This window comes from Hoylesella oralis ATCC 33269, assembly GCF_000185145.2.
GTDB classification, from domain to species: Bacteria; Bacteroidota; Bacteroidia; order Bacteroidales; family Bacteroidaceae; genus Prevotella; species Prevotella phocaeensis.
Map to the genome: position 1 here is coordinate 71,031 of NZ_GL833116.1, position 14,409 is coordinate 85,439.

Here is a 14,409-nt window from a genome sequence, read left to right on the forward strand (position 1 = left end):
ATGGAAACGGTAGTAGCTATACTTATGATATTGGTTTGCTTCAATTTCTTGTTGAAGCAAACCTTTACAACATGGCGCGCCTTGGCGGTTACCACAGTTGTTCTGGCACTGTTTGCCGCCTTGATGTGGCCTTTGGCCATAGAACAGTCTAAAACTCAGATTGCCGATTGGTTAAAGAACACGGAATTAATGCGCGACATAGCCGTGATATTGACCATAGACGTGGCGGCGCAACTCACGTTCTGTCTCTTCACGGTGCGCATGCCGAGTGCCGAAAAAGCCAAACCTCGCAGCCGTGCCATACATATATTGCTCACTCTTTACCCGGGTATAATTGTGTTCCCTGTGGTGTTCGCCACCCTTGTAGAACTCATCTTCGCCTTGCCCGGCACATCGTTTACCCTCATAGCCTATATGCTTGCCGCCGCTATCCTTGCGGTGGTGCCTTTGGGAAGAGTGCTTCTGCGCCTGTTGCTGCCCGAAAACGACCTGCGTTTAGAGATGCTTTTCCTCTCGAATGTGCTCGTGGCAGTGGTCGGAGTAGTGGCAACTGTGAACGGTGAAACACAAACCAAGTCTGCCGACAGCATAGACCTTACGGCGCTGTGCGGCTTTCTCGTATTGCTTATGGCGGGGCTCTTGTGCGGCATGGCATGGTATGCGTTGAAACAGAAACGGAATAATAATATAAACAATCGATAAAAAATGACTTACATTTCAGACGTTTTATTTTGGATATCTACGGGGCTTCTCGTGCCTGTTGTCGTGTTGTTGCTCGTGTTGTTCGGCAGGTCATTGCTGCTCATAGGCACATTTTTCGGGCAATACATGAATATGCGTAGGGTACAAACTGCGGCTACAGCCGAGCTCGAAGGGCTCACCATGGCGAACGTAGATACGCTTGCCGACCGTTTGCCGCACCGTGCATCGTCGTTATTGCTTACGTTTGTGCACCGTATGCTTGCAAATGCCGGCAGTAGTGCGCACATCTCGCGCCTGCTCTCGCAATATGAAATTGCGGCAGATAGGGATATGGGCATCTCTAAAACGCTTGTCAAGCTCGGTCCGGTGTTAGGTCTAATGGGCACACTTATCCCTATGGGGCCGGCATTGGTAGGACTTTCCACCGGTGATATTGCCACCATGGCCTATAATATGCAGGTTGCATTTGCGACAACTGTCGTTGGACTGTTCTCAGGTGCTGTGGGTATGATTACATTACAGGTAAAGAAGCGGTGGTATATGCAGGATATAACGCAGCTGGAGTTCCTTGCAGAGTTGTTGAACCGTAAAAATACTTCTGTATGAGACGGCGCAGATTACTCTTACAAGACGGCGATTTCGATCCTATGAGCTCGGTAGGGAACCTTTTCGACGTAGCTATGGTGTTCGCAGTGGCACTGATGGTGGCGCTCGTTACGCGCTACAACATGACCGAGATGTTCAGTAAAGAAGACTTCACCATGGTGAAAAACCCGGGTAAAGAGAACATGGAGATCATCAGCAAGAAAGGTCAAAAGATAGAACGCTATACGCCTTCCAAAGACCAGAGCAACACCGACGGCACCAAGGGGCGCAAGGTGGGCATAGCGTATGAACTCGACAACGGCGAAATAATTTATGTGCCAGAGTAACAAACGGTACTTTTATGGGCGTTACAGGGCATGTTTATCGCCGATAAACCATAGGTGTTAGGGCCGTAAAGATATGAAGTAAGCAGGGGCGTAGGCCGTGCTTTTTCCGGTATCTTAAAAGAATAAGAACGTTCGGAGGAGTTTTTGCAGGCGGTCTGATGGCTTAACTCCCATAACAGTTTAACTCTTTAAACTGCTTGAATTTTAAATTTATATTTACCAAATTATTATTATTTTATGAAAAAACAGTATTTAATGATGTTCCTCTTGGGACTTTTATGTGCTTCATCAGCATTCGTTTCGTGCAGTAAAGATAATGAAAAAGACAAACCGGAGCCACCTGATCCGCACGGATTTGTATGGATTAAGGTCGACGGAGGGACATTTGTCATGGGTAGTCATGCCTCTGAGCTGGGACACGGCATCGATGAAGTGCAGCATAAAGTAACGCTCAAGGGTTTCAAGATGAGCAAATATCCCGTTACTTTCGACCAATACGATGAGTTCTGCAAGGCAACCAACCGCAAGAAACCTACCGATGAAGGCTTCGGAAGAGGCAAACGACCGGTGATAAACGTAAGTTGGGAAGACGCCAAGGCTTATTGCAAATGGGCCAACTGCCAACTTCCGACCGAGGCACAGTGGGAGTATGCTTGTCGTGCAGGCACCACCACGCCGTTCAATACGGGCGACAATATCACTACAGATCAGGCAAATTACAACGGTGAAAAGCCTTATGGCAACAATCCAAAGGGCAAATTGCTCTGGAAGACCACAGAAGTAGGAGTCTATCCTCCTAACAGATGGGGCCTTTGTGATATGCACGGAAACGTTCAGGAGTGGTGTGAAGACTTCTATGGCCCATATCCTAAGGACGCTGTTACCGATCCTGTAGGGCCTTCTACGGGTAAAGGACGCGTGTTGCGTGGCGGAAGTTACTTTTTTGGAGGCGAGGAATGTCGCAGCGCAGAGCGCGTTGTAAGCGGCCAAACCATAGGGAGCGAGTTCACTGGTTTCCGTGTAGTTCGCCCGTTGTAAATCCTGTTAAGATAGGAAGAGGTATCTTCTGAGTACGGAGAAACGCCCTTTTTACAGGTCTTGCCGTATAGAAAAATAAGGGTAGGCAAAGGCCATAGCTTACTTGGTAAGAGCATCTGCAACCTAAAGGCAGATGCTCTTTTTTACATTTACTGCCCCGATTACCTTAGTATAAGGGAGGTTTGTTATCCGTAGGCAGCAGATTTGTCACCGGTAGAGAGCGGGCGGGAATTGCATGGATCTATGGTACGACGTGCCTGCTACAACCGTTTAGCAGTCGAATTGATAGCTGGAATACCCCACACACTGTACAAAATTGTGCGATATTGCCTTGGAAGAAAGGAGCAACACCTTGGTTTCTTCTTCATAATTCTCCGATAAATCGAGCACAAAGTCGGGCTTCTTGTCGCCGTTCATATCGCCTATCCAAACGATATCCGGTCGGGTTGCTTCGAACAGGGGTACTGCTGCGAGCAGCTGTTTGTAAGGGCTGCCCGCCTTGGCAAGGTAAAGTTTGTAGTTCGAAACCCCGCCCCAGTTGTCGATGAAGTAGCTTGTACAGTCGCCGCTTGCACTAAGTTCGTAGGTTTCTCCGCCAAAATTGAATACTTGTACATCGCCCGGATAAACCAAAGAGGGGAAGTTTTTCAGCGTAAAGAGCTGCTGTTGTCGTGGTTTGATGCCTTGGATAAGAAAGATAGACTTACGACTCGACGTTATTTGAGCGCCGTAAACACCCGCACAGTTGTCGTATTCTTTACTGATTTTTATACGGGCTTTGCTCAGTAGGAATTGCTTCTTGCGGTTTTGATAGAAGTCATACCACGTCTCGTTCTTCATGTGTGTGTACTTTGAAACGGGCTCATTGCGGTACAAGGCGGGCAGTATAATCGTTATATCTCGCTCTTTGTCGGCGGGAAAGCGTACATTATCCGGCTTTACAGCGGCTGCATAGGTGGCGTTAACGAGCGACCTGTCTTTTACATGCAGGCGTTTGAACATGATCGGATAGATGTGGCGATAGAACATGCACACCCTTTTGTCGGTGCCGATAAGCATGCCTTTATATGTAAGGTTGTCGAGTCGGAAACCGTGGTCGGTATATTTTTCAAACATAAGGCAAGGAGTTGTCTGCGATATATCGACTTTTTCGGCTTTGAAAGCCTCGGTTATGAAGAGCCGTAATGTAGTGTCATTGCCGAAAAACTTATCGGTTGATACCTTTTTCCGTGTAAAACGAAACCGGTATTTGCCGTTTATAACGAGCACATTCTGCTTGATATCGATAGTTAGCTTGGGATGGTGAAGGGTATCGTAGCCCTCTTTGTCGGTATTGTAGGGAATTTCCGTCAATTCGTGTAACCATACGTATCCGTCTTGGTGGGTTGGTAAAACAGCCTTGGTTGTATCTGCAGCCTTTGCTGCAGGGCTGGTAAAAGTGTCTTTTTTATGTTTCGTACAACTCGCAAAAAAGGTAAATATGAGAACAAGCGATACCGTGATCGGTCCTGAAATGCAGTTTCTGTTCATAGAATAATGGTTTATTACGGTTCAAAGATAGACAATTTTTCACTAAAACCAGTATTTTACGATGGGTAATCTACGACAGTGTTTCAAATATATTTTGTAGATGTGTCGGGTGGAAGTATGCTGCTCACGGGCAGAACAAGTTGCCCCAGATCGATCATGGCATTGAAAAGAGCGACGGAACTGTAGCGGTGTAAGTCTGCCAGACGGACATCTTGCTCCGTCAGAAGGCCCTTGTCGAGCAGACAGGCACGCATGGTACCGCGCAGCAATGGCGTTTTAGGAGTGATCCATCGGCTGCCATCCCAAAATGCCACGTTGGTGTACGAGGTGTCGGTGATATATCCGTCTTTCACAATCAGAATTTCATCGGCGTTGCCCTGCCGTTCTTTCAGTCGCAGGAGTTGTGTGCGGTCGACGCTTTTGTAGGTGTAATCTACGGTATCGTCGCACACTGTCTGCAATGTTCGTACGGTGCGTATGCGGTAGGGTGCGAAAGAGCTTTCATAGATGCCATGCCTATCGTAGATAAATCGCCATTTAACGAGCTTAGGCATACTGTCTAAGCCCGATAGATGGGCACTCAACCGGAGCAAGGGCACAGCGCCGTGGAAATGATGCAGCGTGGCATTCATCCTTGCCTCGTGGTAGAAGCTGTTACAAACCTTGCCTTCGACTATCCTTACGGTTTCAATAAATCGGCACATATACCTTTTCTATTACTTCCCGATACTCGTCTTCGTTGCGGCTCATGGCCGTGATACCGCCGCCGGCCTTATAATATAACCGGTTGTTTTCGCAGTCGATAAAGCGTATCATCACGGCGCTATCGAGCGTTCCGTGGGCATAATATCCCATGATGCCCGTATAGAAACCGCGGTCGTAGCGTTCGGCTTCGGCAATAATCTGTACGGTCTTGGCCTTCGGGGCACCCGTTATGCTGCCCGCAGGCAGTAGGGTATAGAGCAGTTCTCCTATGTGCTGCCGGTAATATTCCGACAGTGTGCCGCTGATTTCCGAACTTGTTTGCAGAATTTCTCCTTTGTTGGTAACGATACGGTCGATATATCTGTATCTGTTAACCCGCACATGTTCCGCCACCATACTGAGATCGTTGCGTATCAGGTCTACGATGGTAGCGTGTTCGGCAGCCTCTTTAGCATCGTTCAACAGTACATCTTCGGCATTCGGAACGGCAGCATCGAGCGTTCCTTTCATAGGATTGCTGCTGATGGTGCCGTTGTTTATGCGCACGAAAGTTTCGGGTGAGAAGCATACGAAGCCGTTCTTCAGCCAACAGCGATAGGGGGCACGGGAACGAAAGAATATGTCTTGCATGCTCAGATTGGTTTCTACGGGCACTCTGCACGTAAGATTGGCCAGATAGGTGTTGCCTCTGTGCAGATTACGTTTCACTATACCGATGCTATGTTCGTAATCTGTCCGCGACGGAGGCGTGAAATGCCACGCCACGGGCGACATGTTACAGTTGTTGGCCGTGGCGGGTATATTGTGCAGGGCGGGGAAAGAAAACATACATTCGCGGCTGTCAACGCGATCGGCCTCCTCGACATAAGCCCGTTGCATGTCGTAACTGATGATAAAGACGAACGCTTTATCGGCGCGGGCCAGTGCGTCTATGCGCTTCGCAGCTTCGTTTCGGTTGAATAGTTCCATCTGATATTTGCTGCAAGAAATATTGCAGACCGAGTACAAAGGTAACTATTTTTAGGCTGAAACATTGCCTTCCGGTTTGTTATTTATATAGGATATCGCAAATATCTTGTAAAACTAAGGCAGATAGACGTATGCTCTAAGCAGCTTATTCCGACAATTTAAAGTTCTTGCTTTGCAAATCGCGACTGTTAGGTCCTACCATTACCTTAAATTCACCGGGCTCGCAAACGTAGTCGAGCGTGCTGTTGTAGAATTTAAGTTTATCGGCATCGATCACGAAATTTACCGTCTTGGTTTCTCCTTTCTTCAGTGAAATGCGGCTAAAGCCTTTCAATTCCTTTACCGGACGGCTTACCGAGCCCACTACATCGCGTATGTAAAGCTGCACAATCTCGTCTCCGTCGAAGTTGCCCGTGTTGGTTACGGTTATTGTGGCACGGATGCTGTCGGCCTGTGTCATAGAAGTTCTGTCTAAAACTAAGTCGCCATATTTGAACGTAGTGTACGAAAGTCCGTATCCGAAGGGGTAAAGAGGCTCGTTATCTATATCGAGATAGTTGCTTTGAAACTTGGTGAACCACTTCCCTTCTGCCAACGGACGGCCCGTAGACAGATGGTTATAGTAGATTGGAATTTGCCCCACGCTCTTTGGCATGGTTACTGTAAGTTTGCCACTTGGCGATTTATCGCCGAAAAGCACGTCGCATATCGCGTCTCCGGCTTCTGAACCGCCGAACCAGACATTAAGAATGGCATCGAAATTGGCATCTTCCCAGTTCATTACAGTGGCCCTGCCCGAGAAGTTGAGCAATACTATAGGCTTGCCGGTTTGCTTGAGTGCCGCCAACAGAGCTTGCTGCGCATCGGGAATGGTGAGTGATGAACGGCTGCTGCTTTCGCCGCTCATCTCGGATGTTTCGCCTACAGCAGCCACAATAACGTCGGCTTTGTCGGCAACACTTAATGCTTCGCGCAGCATTTCATCGGCCGGTCGGCTGTCGCGTATCTCGCGTCCGAACATCGAACCGTTGGCCTCTATCTGAGCATCGTTCATAATGTTGCTGCCTTTGGCATACAATATCCGGGCTTTATTGCCTACGGCGCCAATCATTGCCTCGCGTAAAGATTTGTATTTATCGAATGCTGCGGCTACGCTCCACGTGCCGGGCATGTTGGCTTTAGTATCGGCCAACGGACCGATGAGGGCTATCTTGCCGGTTTTGCGAAGCGGCAACAGCCCGCCTTGATTCTTGAGCAACACGAACGTTTCGGCAGCTATGGCACGAGCATCTGCACGGTGTTGCGGTGTATAAATGAACTTCTTGGCGCGCTTGATGTCGATATAGCGGTACGGATCGGTAAAAAGTCCCAGCTTATATTTTGCCTCTAATATGCGCCGGCACGCTTGGTCGATGGCTTGAAGCGAAACCTTTCCCTCGGCAAGCGATTGTTCTAAGGTGCCTATATAGCCGTCGGAAACCATGTCCATATCCGTTCCGGCGTTCAAGGCCAGTGCCGATACCTGCTGCAAGTTGCCCATGCCGTGGGCTATCATCTCGGATATAGCCGTGTAATCGGTTACTACAAAGCCATTGAACCCCCACGTTTTGCGCAGCACATCGGTAAGCAACCATTTGTTACCCGTGGCAGGTATGCCGTCTACAACGTTGAAAGAGGTCATGAAACTGCCTGCTCCGGCATCGGCAGCTGCCTTGTATGGCGGGAAATAATCGTTGAACATACGCCAATGACTCATGTCTACGGTGTTGTAATCTCTACCGGCTTCGGCCGCTCCATAGAGTGCGAAATGCTTCACACAGGCCATTATGGTGTTGGAAGCTGCAAGGTTTTCACCCTGATAACCCTTCACCATGGCACGGGCAATGGCCGATCCGAGGCAGGCATCTTCGCCGCTTCCTTCGGACATGCGCCCCCAGCGACCGTCTCGACAGATATCTACCATCGGACTGAAAGTCCAACTGATGCCGTCGGCAGAGGCTTCTATGGCTGCAATGCGTGCTGAGTGCTCAATGCCTTTCATATCCCAACTGCACGATAATGCCAAAGGTATGGGGAATACAGTTTCGTAACCGTGGACCACATCCATACCGAAAAGCAGCGGAATATGTAGTCTTGATTGTTCTACAGCTATTTTCTGTACCTCGCGTATTTTATCTGCACCTTTCAAATTGAACAGACCTCCCACCTCTCCGCGGCGTATCTTGTCGGCTATGTTGCTGCTTTTAGCCTGTCCGGTTACGATGTCTCCCGTTACGGGAAGGTTGAGCTGTCCGATCTTTTCCTTTAGTGTCATCTTGCTCATCAGGTTGTCTATAAAAGATTTCATGTACATATCAGCGCTCTCGGCATGTGCCGTAAGGCATACACTTGATGCCGTCAGAACGGCTATAAGTATGGTTCTTGTTCTCATATTATGTAATATAATAAGGTGAAAAGATTATGGCATCGCCGTTGTTTTTATATCCAATGCGGCGAGTCCGTGCTGTATTTCGGGGCAACTCATGAAGAGCTTCCACAGTAAACCGCTTCGATAGTTCTCGATCATAGGCGCAATAGTGCACTGATCGATGGCTAAATAGCGTGGTACTGTCCACTGTTTAGCTTCGGAAAAGGCATCGTAGAAGCCATATTTACCCCATATCCAGCTGCCTTTGGCATAAAATCCTTTCAAGGCATTCATCGATTCTTGAGGCGTATAAGGGAAGGACGACAGGGCTGCAGTGGGCGTTATCACGCCCAAGTCGTTATTGGGAGCGTGGGCAGCATATCCGTTTATCGAATAACTTGCGGTGAGTCCCCAGCAATCTTTGCCGTATCCATTGAAGCCTTTTGGGTTTGCAACGCAATAAGCATAGTCGCTTAACGCGTGATTACGTACCACATTCCAGTAATTGGCATATCGATCGGTGAGGTTTCTCGGATCAAGTCCGATCCACGAATAGTGCGCCCAAAAGAGCGGACCGCCCGTTGTTTCGGCTCCGTTGTGCCTCAATTCCAGCGGATATCCATAGGGAGCAGCGGTCGATTTTATGCCTCCGTTGCGTGCCCACCCCTTATGATAGCAGGCTGACGGTATGCTATGAGTGGGCGAAGATGCAGCAAGTATGTAGGCTATGAGACACTCGTTGTAGCCTTCCAAGGGGAAATTCATCTCCCAACCATAGTCGGGCGACCAGTGCCAATACAGCATATCGCTGCCGTTGCGACGGTACCAATCGAACTCCATGCTGTGCCATAGCTCGTTTATCTTGCCGACAAGCTGCTGTTCTTCGGTATTCCCGTCTTTGAAATATTGGCGTACACAGAGCAGACTTACCATTAGGAAACTGCTTTCTACAAGGTCTCCGCCATTGTCTTTTTGCCCGAATGGCTTCACTTTACCTGTGGGACCGTTGATCCAATGCGGCCACATACCATGAAAACGGTCGGCATGCGACAGATAATTCACTATCTTATGAAGACGTGCTACGCCTTGTGTTCTGTCGATAAAGCCGCGATCGATGCCTACAAGCAGACCTGCAATGCCGAAGCCGCTGCCTCCTGTAGTTACCACATCTTTATCGTTGTTAGGGTATATGCCGTCTAAATGAATGCGTTCGGGGGCAAGTCCGGAGGTGGGTTCTGCACCGTCCCACATGTAATTAAGGCTCACCTTTTGAATGTAATCCAACATTTCGTCGTCGTTGGCAAAGGCTGCCGGCCGCGATACATCGCTATTGTTATTATTCTTACCGTTGATTTTATTTTCTTCGGAAGTCTTACATGCTCCTACACATAGTACGAATACAAGGAGTGTTGTTATCGTTATAGATCGTTTCATCTTGAAAGTACTTTTATTCGTTTAGCTATTCCCGTTTCCTCCCATGCCTTTATATGAAGTAAATTTGGCATGGCGACAGATTTTATGCTGTAGTAAACGATGGCTTGTGCTGCCGTTATAAAAGTGAATAACAGTTTATTCATTCTTCGGATCTGCTTTAAGATCGGGCACATCACTTATCTGTCGGAAGGGAAGGGGATAGTATGTCTTTTCAATTGTCCATCCGTTTGTGCCGATTATCGACTCTGCCTTGCCTGTACGTATGAGATCGTTGTAACGCTCACCCCACTCTCCGCACAGCTCTATACGGCGCTCATCAAGAATTTGGTCTGCTGTAACGCCGGTGATAGTTGCCATGCCTGCCCTTGTTCTCACAAGATTGAAAGGCGCGTCTCCGTTCTCTCCTAAGCGCACTTTTGCCTCGGCATTCATGAGCAGAACATCGGCATAACGCAGAATGCGGACATTGTTATTCGAGCCATATTTCGTTCTACCGGGCGTAAGTTGGTTTTTAGGAGTATATGCTTTGCCGTTCCAAGCTTCGGTACTTGTGCCTGAAAGCCCGATACTATCGCCGCTCGGTGTGGTTGAACCGGGGATGAGAAAGGTTGTGGTGTAGCGTGTATTCTCGCCTCTGTTATGGGCCCATTCCATAAAAGCGGTGCGGTATTTGATGAAATTCCAGCCACCAAGATTGCCGGGGCCTTGAAATACGAACCATTGATCTACGTCTATCATCGGTCCGGAGCCCGTTCCGAAATCGGTAGTCTGGCACTCGAAAAGCGATTCATTACACAACTTTCCGGGAATTTTGAACAATTCATAAAAGTCGTTGTATAGCTCGAATTTACCACTATTGATAATCTCGTCGGTTAAGGTCTTCACTTTACTGTAATCACCTCGGTTAAGATATATCTTTGCAGCGAGGTGTTCGGCCGTGTAGGCGGTAACTGCACCGATGTGTTCCATTTCGTTTGGGCGCAATTTGGGGCAGTTCTGCATAGCGTATTCCAAGTCTTCGAGCATGTAGTTCTGTACAGCTTCTATCGTAGAACGCCTGAGATCCGTCTGTTCATTTTGGCGTAAGATCGTTACAGCACCGAATGCTTGCACCAGTCGGTAGTATGCATAGGCGCGCAAGATACGCACTTCGCCGCAATAAGACCGATAGTTGGCGCGTTGTGTATCGGTGGTCATGTTGGCTTCATAGCTGTCAAGAGAGATCAAAGCCGAGTTGGCTGTCTTGATAATACCATAGTATTGGTTCCACATTTCATTAAGTCCCCAGAAGCTATTATCGTATTTATAGTTGCCGAAATCGACCAATAATTGCTGATCATCGGTGCGTCCAGACCACACATCGTCGTCGCGTACGATTGTAAGAGGCCATATCACCCAGTGCATACCGCCCGTTCTAACTTTTGCATATACGCCGGACACGGGTTGATAAAGGTTGTCGAGATTAGTGAAATCGACATTCTTTTCGGGCACTTTTGCCTCGGGATCTTTGTCCAAATAGTCACAGGATGCGGTAGTAAACGCAAGGCTCGCCACCGCTATGATGGAAAAATATTTTATAGATTTCATTGTCGTATGGTTTGTAGTTGTTAGAAATTAATTTGTACACCGAACGTATAAGTTGCCGTTAACGGATAAACTTCCGTGTCCCATCCTTCGCTGTCGCTGACTTCGGGCGTAAAGCTATTGGCCTTGAAAAGCGTTAACGGACGGTTAGCCGTCATGCTTAAGCGAATGCCGGGCATGGTGTAAGCCCCGAATTTGATATTCTTAAAGGTATAACCGAGGGTAACATTCTGGATACGGAAGAAATCTGCACTCTCGACAAAATAAGAATTTACGCGCTGATCGCTTACGTTCCAACCTTTTGTAAGCGCCTTTGCAGAAGGTGCAGAGTTAGTACTTCCCTCGCCTGTCCAGCGACTATCGTACTGATCTTTGTCAAAGTTATAAAGGCTGGATGCATATCTTAATGCACGTTTACGGTTGTATATCTGTGCACCGGTCTGCCCGTAAGTGGTCATTTCGAAGTCGAAATTCCTCCATTCGAAGCCGATGTTCAGTCCGTAGGTGAAGTTCGGAAGATATGAACCCAGTGTGGTCCGGTCGTTTCCATCGATGGTTCCGTCGTGATTGATATCCTCATATCTGAAGTCGCCCGGCTCAAGTCCGTTGGCAACAGCTACTGGATCGGCCGCTATTTCGGCCGCATTTTGGTAAATACCTGCCACTTTGTATCCGTAAAAAGAGTTCATTTCGTGGCCTACCCAGTTCACTGTTTTGCCGCCTTGGATAAAGGATGTGCCGCTTAGACCTTTTACCTCGTTCCATAAGAACGACAGATTAGCTCCCATATGATATTTGAAATTGCCCGCACGATCGTTCCATGTCAGGGCTACATCAAAGCCTTGATTGAGTATTTTTCCATAGTTTCCGGCAAGCGTTTGGTTACTGAATGACAGACGAGGGCTGATCACAGCATTTCTGGTCATACGGTGAAAATAATCTAAATCTACGTTCAGTCGGCTGCGGAGCGTTGCAAAGTTGATGCCGATATTGGTTTCTTCTACGAGTTCCCAGCGCAGATAACTGAAGTAGGTGGTATTTTGATAGCCCGGATAAGTAGTATTTCCGAATACTCCGGAGGCACCATTACCGGTTGTGATAGATGCAAAACCGTCGGAAGCTACCACACGATCGTTGCCCAGTTTACCCCAACTGGCTCGTAATTTCAGGTAGTCGATGGCCTTAACACCTTTCATGAAAGGCTCTTCACTAACCACCCAAGCTGCTCCCACCGATGGGAAATAGCCCCAACGTTCTTGGTATTTCGACGATCCATCGGCACGCATGGTGAACATAAGCATATACCTGTCGTTGTAATTATAGTTCAGACGGGCGAAATAACTCATGCCCCGATAGGTCGTTCCGCCGTCTCCGTTGGAGTCGCTTTCTTCGTCTCCGAGGCTTAGATACTTGTATTCATCCTTTCCGGAGGGTACATTAGAGCGCGCACCCGTAAGGAAACGGTACCTTTCTTGGCGCATGGAGAAGCCGAACATGGCTCCGAATTGATGTTTATTCCACTGGTCATTGTACTGTAGAGTATTATCCCAAATGGAGTTGTTGTAGGTTGTAGTGCTCTTACTCAGCCTTGTAGCGGTGGTATGTTGCTGTTGGCTCACGTAATATTGGGGAGTAAAGTTGCGAGCTTCCATAGTTGAATGGTTGTAACTAATGCTTGTGCGGAGGCTCAACCTTTCGGGCAAAAGCTGCAATTTGGCAAAGAAGTTGGTGTTGAACTGCCAAGCACTGTTGTCGGAATCGTAATAGTTGGCCGTTGCAACGGGATTGTAGAAGTTGTTGGTATAGCCAACAGACGACGGTGCGGCATACTTTTCGGGCGTAGCAAGGGTATTGTTATCATCGTAAACGGGATAAAGACCGGGCGAATTGAATGCCTGTTGCCATGCTGCATTGTTGGCGAACTGCTGTCGGGAGTTGCTGAAAATGCCGTTAAACCCTACTTTCAGCCAGCCCGTAGCGTCATAATCCAAGGCTGCACGGAAGTTCAACCGCCGATAGTTGTTATCTACATCCATGATACCGTTCTGATAAAGGTAACTTGCACCGAGCGAATAGGTGGCATTCTGACTGCCTCCACTGATGCCGATACTATGGTTTGTTATCACTGCATTGCGCAACAGTTCCTTATACCAGTCGGTATTGCTGCCGTAAGTCCAATTATGGAAGTCGGCATCGGCATAGCTCCCGCCGTAACGGTCGATACTCGCTTTAGCATAAGGGGCATAGGCCGTGTAGTTTGCTTCCATGAGCATTTGGGCATATTCCGAAGAACTTGCCATTTCGAGCACATTGGTTGCCTGCTGTATACCTACATAACCGTCGTAGGTGATCTTAGCATTTTGGTTACGATTTCCTTTCTTTGTGGTGATAATCACGACACCATTGGCGGCACGCACACCGTAGATGGCTGCCGCAGAGGCATCTTTCAGCACGCTCATGTCTTCGATATCGTTGCTGTTAAGAAAGTTGATGTTGTCGTAAAACATACCGTCTACCACATATAAAGGAGTAGAGTTGGCAAACGAACCGTTACCGCGTATTTTCACTGTAGGGCCCGATCCGGGCGCTCCGCTGTTTACTACGTTCACGCCGGGCACCTTGCCTTGAAGGGCCGACATGGGCGATGAAGAGGGTGTGGAGGTAAGTTCGGAGCCTTTAACCACGGCGATGGGCGACGTCAGGTCTTTGGCCTTTGCCGAACCGTAGCCTATGGCAACGACTTCATCGAGCATCTTTGCATCATCTTGCATTTGTATGTTCAGATTTGAAGCAGCCTTCACGTTTTGTGTTTTCATACCAATAAACGAAATTACGATGGCAGCATCTTGCGGTACATCCTTTATGGTAAAGTTGCCATTCAGGTCGGTTGTCGCGCCAAGTTGCGTTCCTGCTACCTTAATAGTAGCACCGATAACGGGAATGCCGGCAGCATCTACCACATTTCCTTTGACTGTCTGCATTTGTGCGAAAGTCAGTTGAACGCATAAAGTCAGAACTAATAATAAAGCGATTTTCTTCATTTGTTATTAAGTTAAGGTAATTCTTTTCGAGTGTAAAATTATGTTTAAAAACGATAGTTTGCAAATT

General features: G+C 48.0%; 12 protein-coding genes. 4 read left to right on the forward strand and 8 right to left on the reverse strand.

Going from position 1 to position 14,409, the window contains the following annotated elements:
* The 4 genes from hmuT to HMPREF0663_RS00320 all read left to right on the forward strand — a co-directional run bounded on the left by hmuT (position 1) and on the right by HMPREF0663_RS00320 (position 2,672).
* On the forward strand, positions 1-702 hold the full coding sequence (gene hmuT / locus HMPREF0663_RS00305; RefSeq protein WP_004368002.1) for an HmuT family protein: 702 nt from the start codon (positions 1-3) through the stop codon (positions 700-702).
* Positions 703-705: 3 nt separating this feature from the next.
* On the forward strand, positions 706-1,308 hold the full coding sequence (locus HMPREF0663_RS00310; protein WP_004368003.1) for a MotA/TolQ/ExbB proton channel family protein: 603 nt from the start codon (positions 706-708) through the stop codon (positions 1,306-1,308).
* Positions 1,305-1,634 carry a DUF2149 domain-containing protein gene (locus HMPREF0663_RS00315; RefSeq protein WP_004368004.1) on the forward strand — a complete coding sequence of 110 codons (330 nt, stop codon included), beginning with the start codon at positions 1,305-1,307 and terminating at the stop codon, positions 1,632-1,634. The genes HMPREF0663_RS00310 and HMPREF0663_RS00315 overlap by 4 nt, the downstream gene beginning before the upstream one ends.
* A 237-nt stretch (positions 1,635-1,871) precedes the next feature.
* Positions 1,872-2,672, forward strand: a complete 801-nt coding sequence (locus HMPREF0663_RS00320) for a formylglycine-generating enzyme family protein (protein ID WP_143150410.1) — start codon at positions 1,872-1,874, stop codon at positions 2,670-2,672.
* A 270-nt stretch (positions 2,673-2,942) separates the two neighbouring features.
* Here HMPREF0663_RS00320 and HMPREF0663_RS00325 read toward each other — a convergent pair whose 3' ends face one another.
* The 8 genes from HMPREF0663_RS00325 to HMPREF0663_RS00355 form a co-directional block, all read right to left on the reverse strand.
* A complete protein-coding gene (locus tag HMPREF0663_RS00325; protein WP_004368006.1) occupies positions 2,943-4,202 on the reverse strand; it encodes a hypothetical protein in 1,260 nt (419 codons plus the stop codon).
* A gap of 83 nt (positions 4,203-4,285) precedes the next feature.
* Positions 4,286-4,906, reverse strand: a complete 621-nt coding sequence (locus tag HMPREF0663_RS00330; protein WP_004368007.1) for an aminotransferase class IV family protein — start codon at positions 4,904-4,906, stop codon at positions 4,286-4,288.
* Positions 4,890-5,876 carry an aminodeoxychorismate synthase component I gene (locus HMPREF0663_RS00335; protein WP_004368008.1) on the reverse strand — a complete coding sequence of 329 codons (987 nt, stop codon included), beginning with the start codon at positions 5,874-5,876 and terminating at the stop codon, positions 4,890-4,892. The genes HMPREF0663_RS00330 and HMPREF0663_RS00335 overlap by 17 nt, the downstream gene beginning before the upstream one ends.
* Positions 5,877-6,021: 145 nt before the next feature.
* Positions 6,022-8,307, reverse strand: a complete 2,286-nt coding sequence (gene bglX / locus HMPREF0663_RS00340) for a beta-glucosidase BglX (protein ID WP_004368009.1) — start codon at positions 8,305-8,307, stop codon at positions 6,022-6,024.
* Between the two features lie 27 nt (positions 8,308-8,334).
* On the reverse strand, positions 8,335-9,717 hold the full coding sequence (locus HMPREF0663_RS00345) for a glucoamylase family protein (RefSeq protein ID WP_004368010.1): 1,383 nt from the start codon (positions 9,715-9,717) through the stop codon (positions 8,335-8,337).
* The gene (locus HMPREF0663_RS12030; protein ID WP_004368011.1) at positions 9,714-9,860 is read right to left on the reverse strand and encodes a hypothetical protein; all 147 of its coding nucleotides are present in this window, start codon (positions 9,858-9,860) and stop codon (positions 9,714-9,716) included. Before HMPREF0663_RS12030 ends, HMPREF0663_RS00345 begins: the two co-directional genes overlap by 4 nt.
* Positions 9,853-11,304: a RagB/SusD family nutrient uptake outer membrane protein gene (locus HMPREF0663_RS00350; RefSeq protein ID WP_004368012.1), complete on the reverse strand. Its 1,452-nt coding sequence runs from the start codon at positions 11,302-11,304 to the stop codon at positions 9,853-9,855. Before HMPREF0663_RS00350 ends, HMPREF0663_RS12030 begins: the two co-directional genes overlap by 8 nt.
* Before the next feature lie 20 nt (positions 11,305-11,324).
* Positions 11,325-14,342 carry a SusC/RagA family TonB-linked outer membrane protein gene (locus tag HMPREF0663_RS00355; RefSeq protein WP_004368013.1) on the reverse strand — a complete coding sequence of 1,006 codons (3,018 nt, stop codon included), beginning with the start codon at positions 14,340-14,342 and terminating at the stop codon, positions 11,325-11,327.
* Between the last annotated feature and the right edge of the window lie 67 nt (positions 14,343-14,409).

What these genes read in the sequence shown, in the direction of transcription:
- hmuT (WP_004368002.1), top strand. Translation starts at nt 1, where the DNA reads ATGGAAACGGTAGTAGCTATACTTATGATATTGGTTTGCTTCAATTTC.
- HMPREF0663_RS00310 (WP_004368003.1), top strand. Translation starts at nt 706, where the DNA reads ATGACTTACATTTCAGACGTTTTATTTTGGATATCTACGGGGCTTCTC.
- HMPREF0663_RS00315 (WP_004368004.1), top strand. Translation starts at nt 1,305, where the DNA reads ATGAGACGGCGCAGATTACTCTTACAAGACGGCGATTTCGATCCTATG.
- HMPREF0663_RS00320 (WP_143150410.1), top strand. Translation starts at nt 1,872, where the DNA reads ATGAAAAAACAGTATTTAATGATGTTCCTCTTGGGACTTTTATGTGCT.
- HMPREF0663_RS00325 (WP_004368006.1), bottom strand. Translation starts at nt 4,202, where the DNA reads ATGAACAGAAACTGCATTTCAGGACCGATCACGGTATCGCTTGTTCTC.
- HMPREF0663_RS00330 (WP_004368007.1), bottom strand. Translation starts at nt 4,906, where the DNA reads ATGTGCCGATTTATTGAAACCGTAAGGATAGTCGAAGGCAAGGTTTGT.
- HMPREF0663_RS00335 (WP_004368008.1), bottom strand. Translation starts at nt 5,876, where the DNA reads ATGGAACTATTCAACCGAAACGAAGCTGCGAAGCGCATAGACGCACTG.
- bglX (WP_004368009.1), bottom strand. Translation starts at nt 8,307, where the DNA reads ATGAGAACAAGAACCATACTTATAGCCGTTCTGACGGCATCAAGTGTA.
- HMPREF0663_RS00345 (WP_004368010.1), bottom strand. Translation starts at nt 9,717, where the DNA reads ATGAAACGATCTATAACGATAACAACACTCCTTGTATTCGTACTATGT.
- HMPREF0663_RS12030 (WP_004368011.1), bottom strand. Translation starts at nt 9,860, where the DNA reads ATGAATAAACTGTTATTCACTTTTATAACGGCAGCACAAGCCATCGTT.
- HMPREF0663_RS00350 (WP_004368012.1), bottom strand. Translation starts at nt 11,304, where the DNA reads ATGAAATCTATAAAATATTTTTCCATCATAGCGGTGGCGAGCCTTGCG.
- HMPREF0663_RS00355 (WP_004368013.1), bottom strand. Translation starts at nt 14,342, where the DNA reads ATGAAGAAAATCGCTTTATTATTAGTTCTGACTTTATGCGTTCAACTG.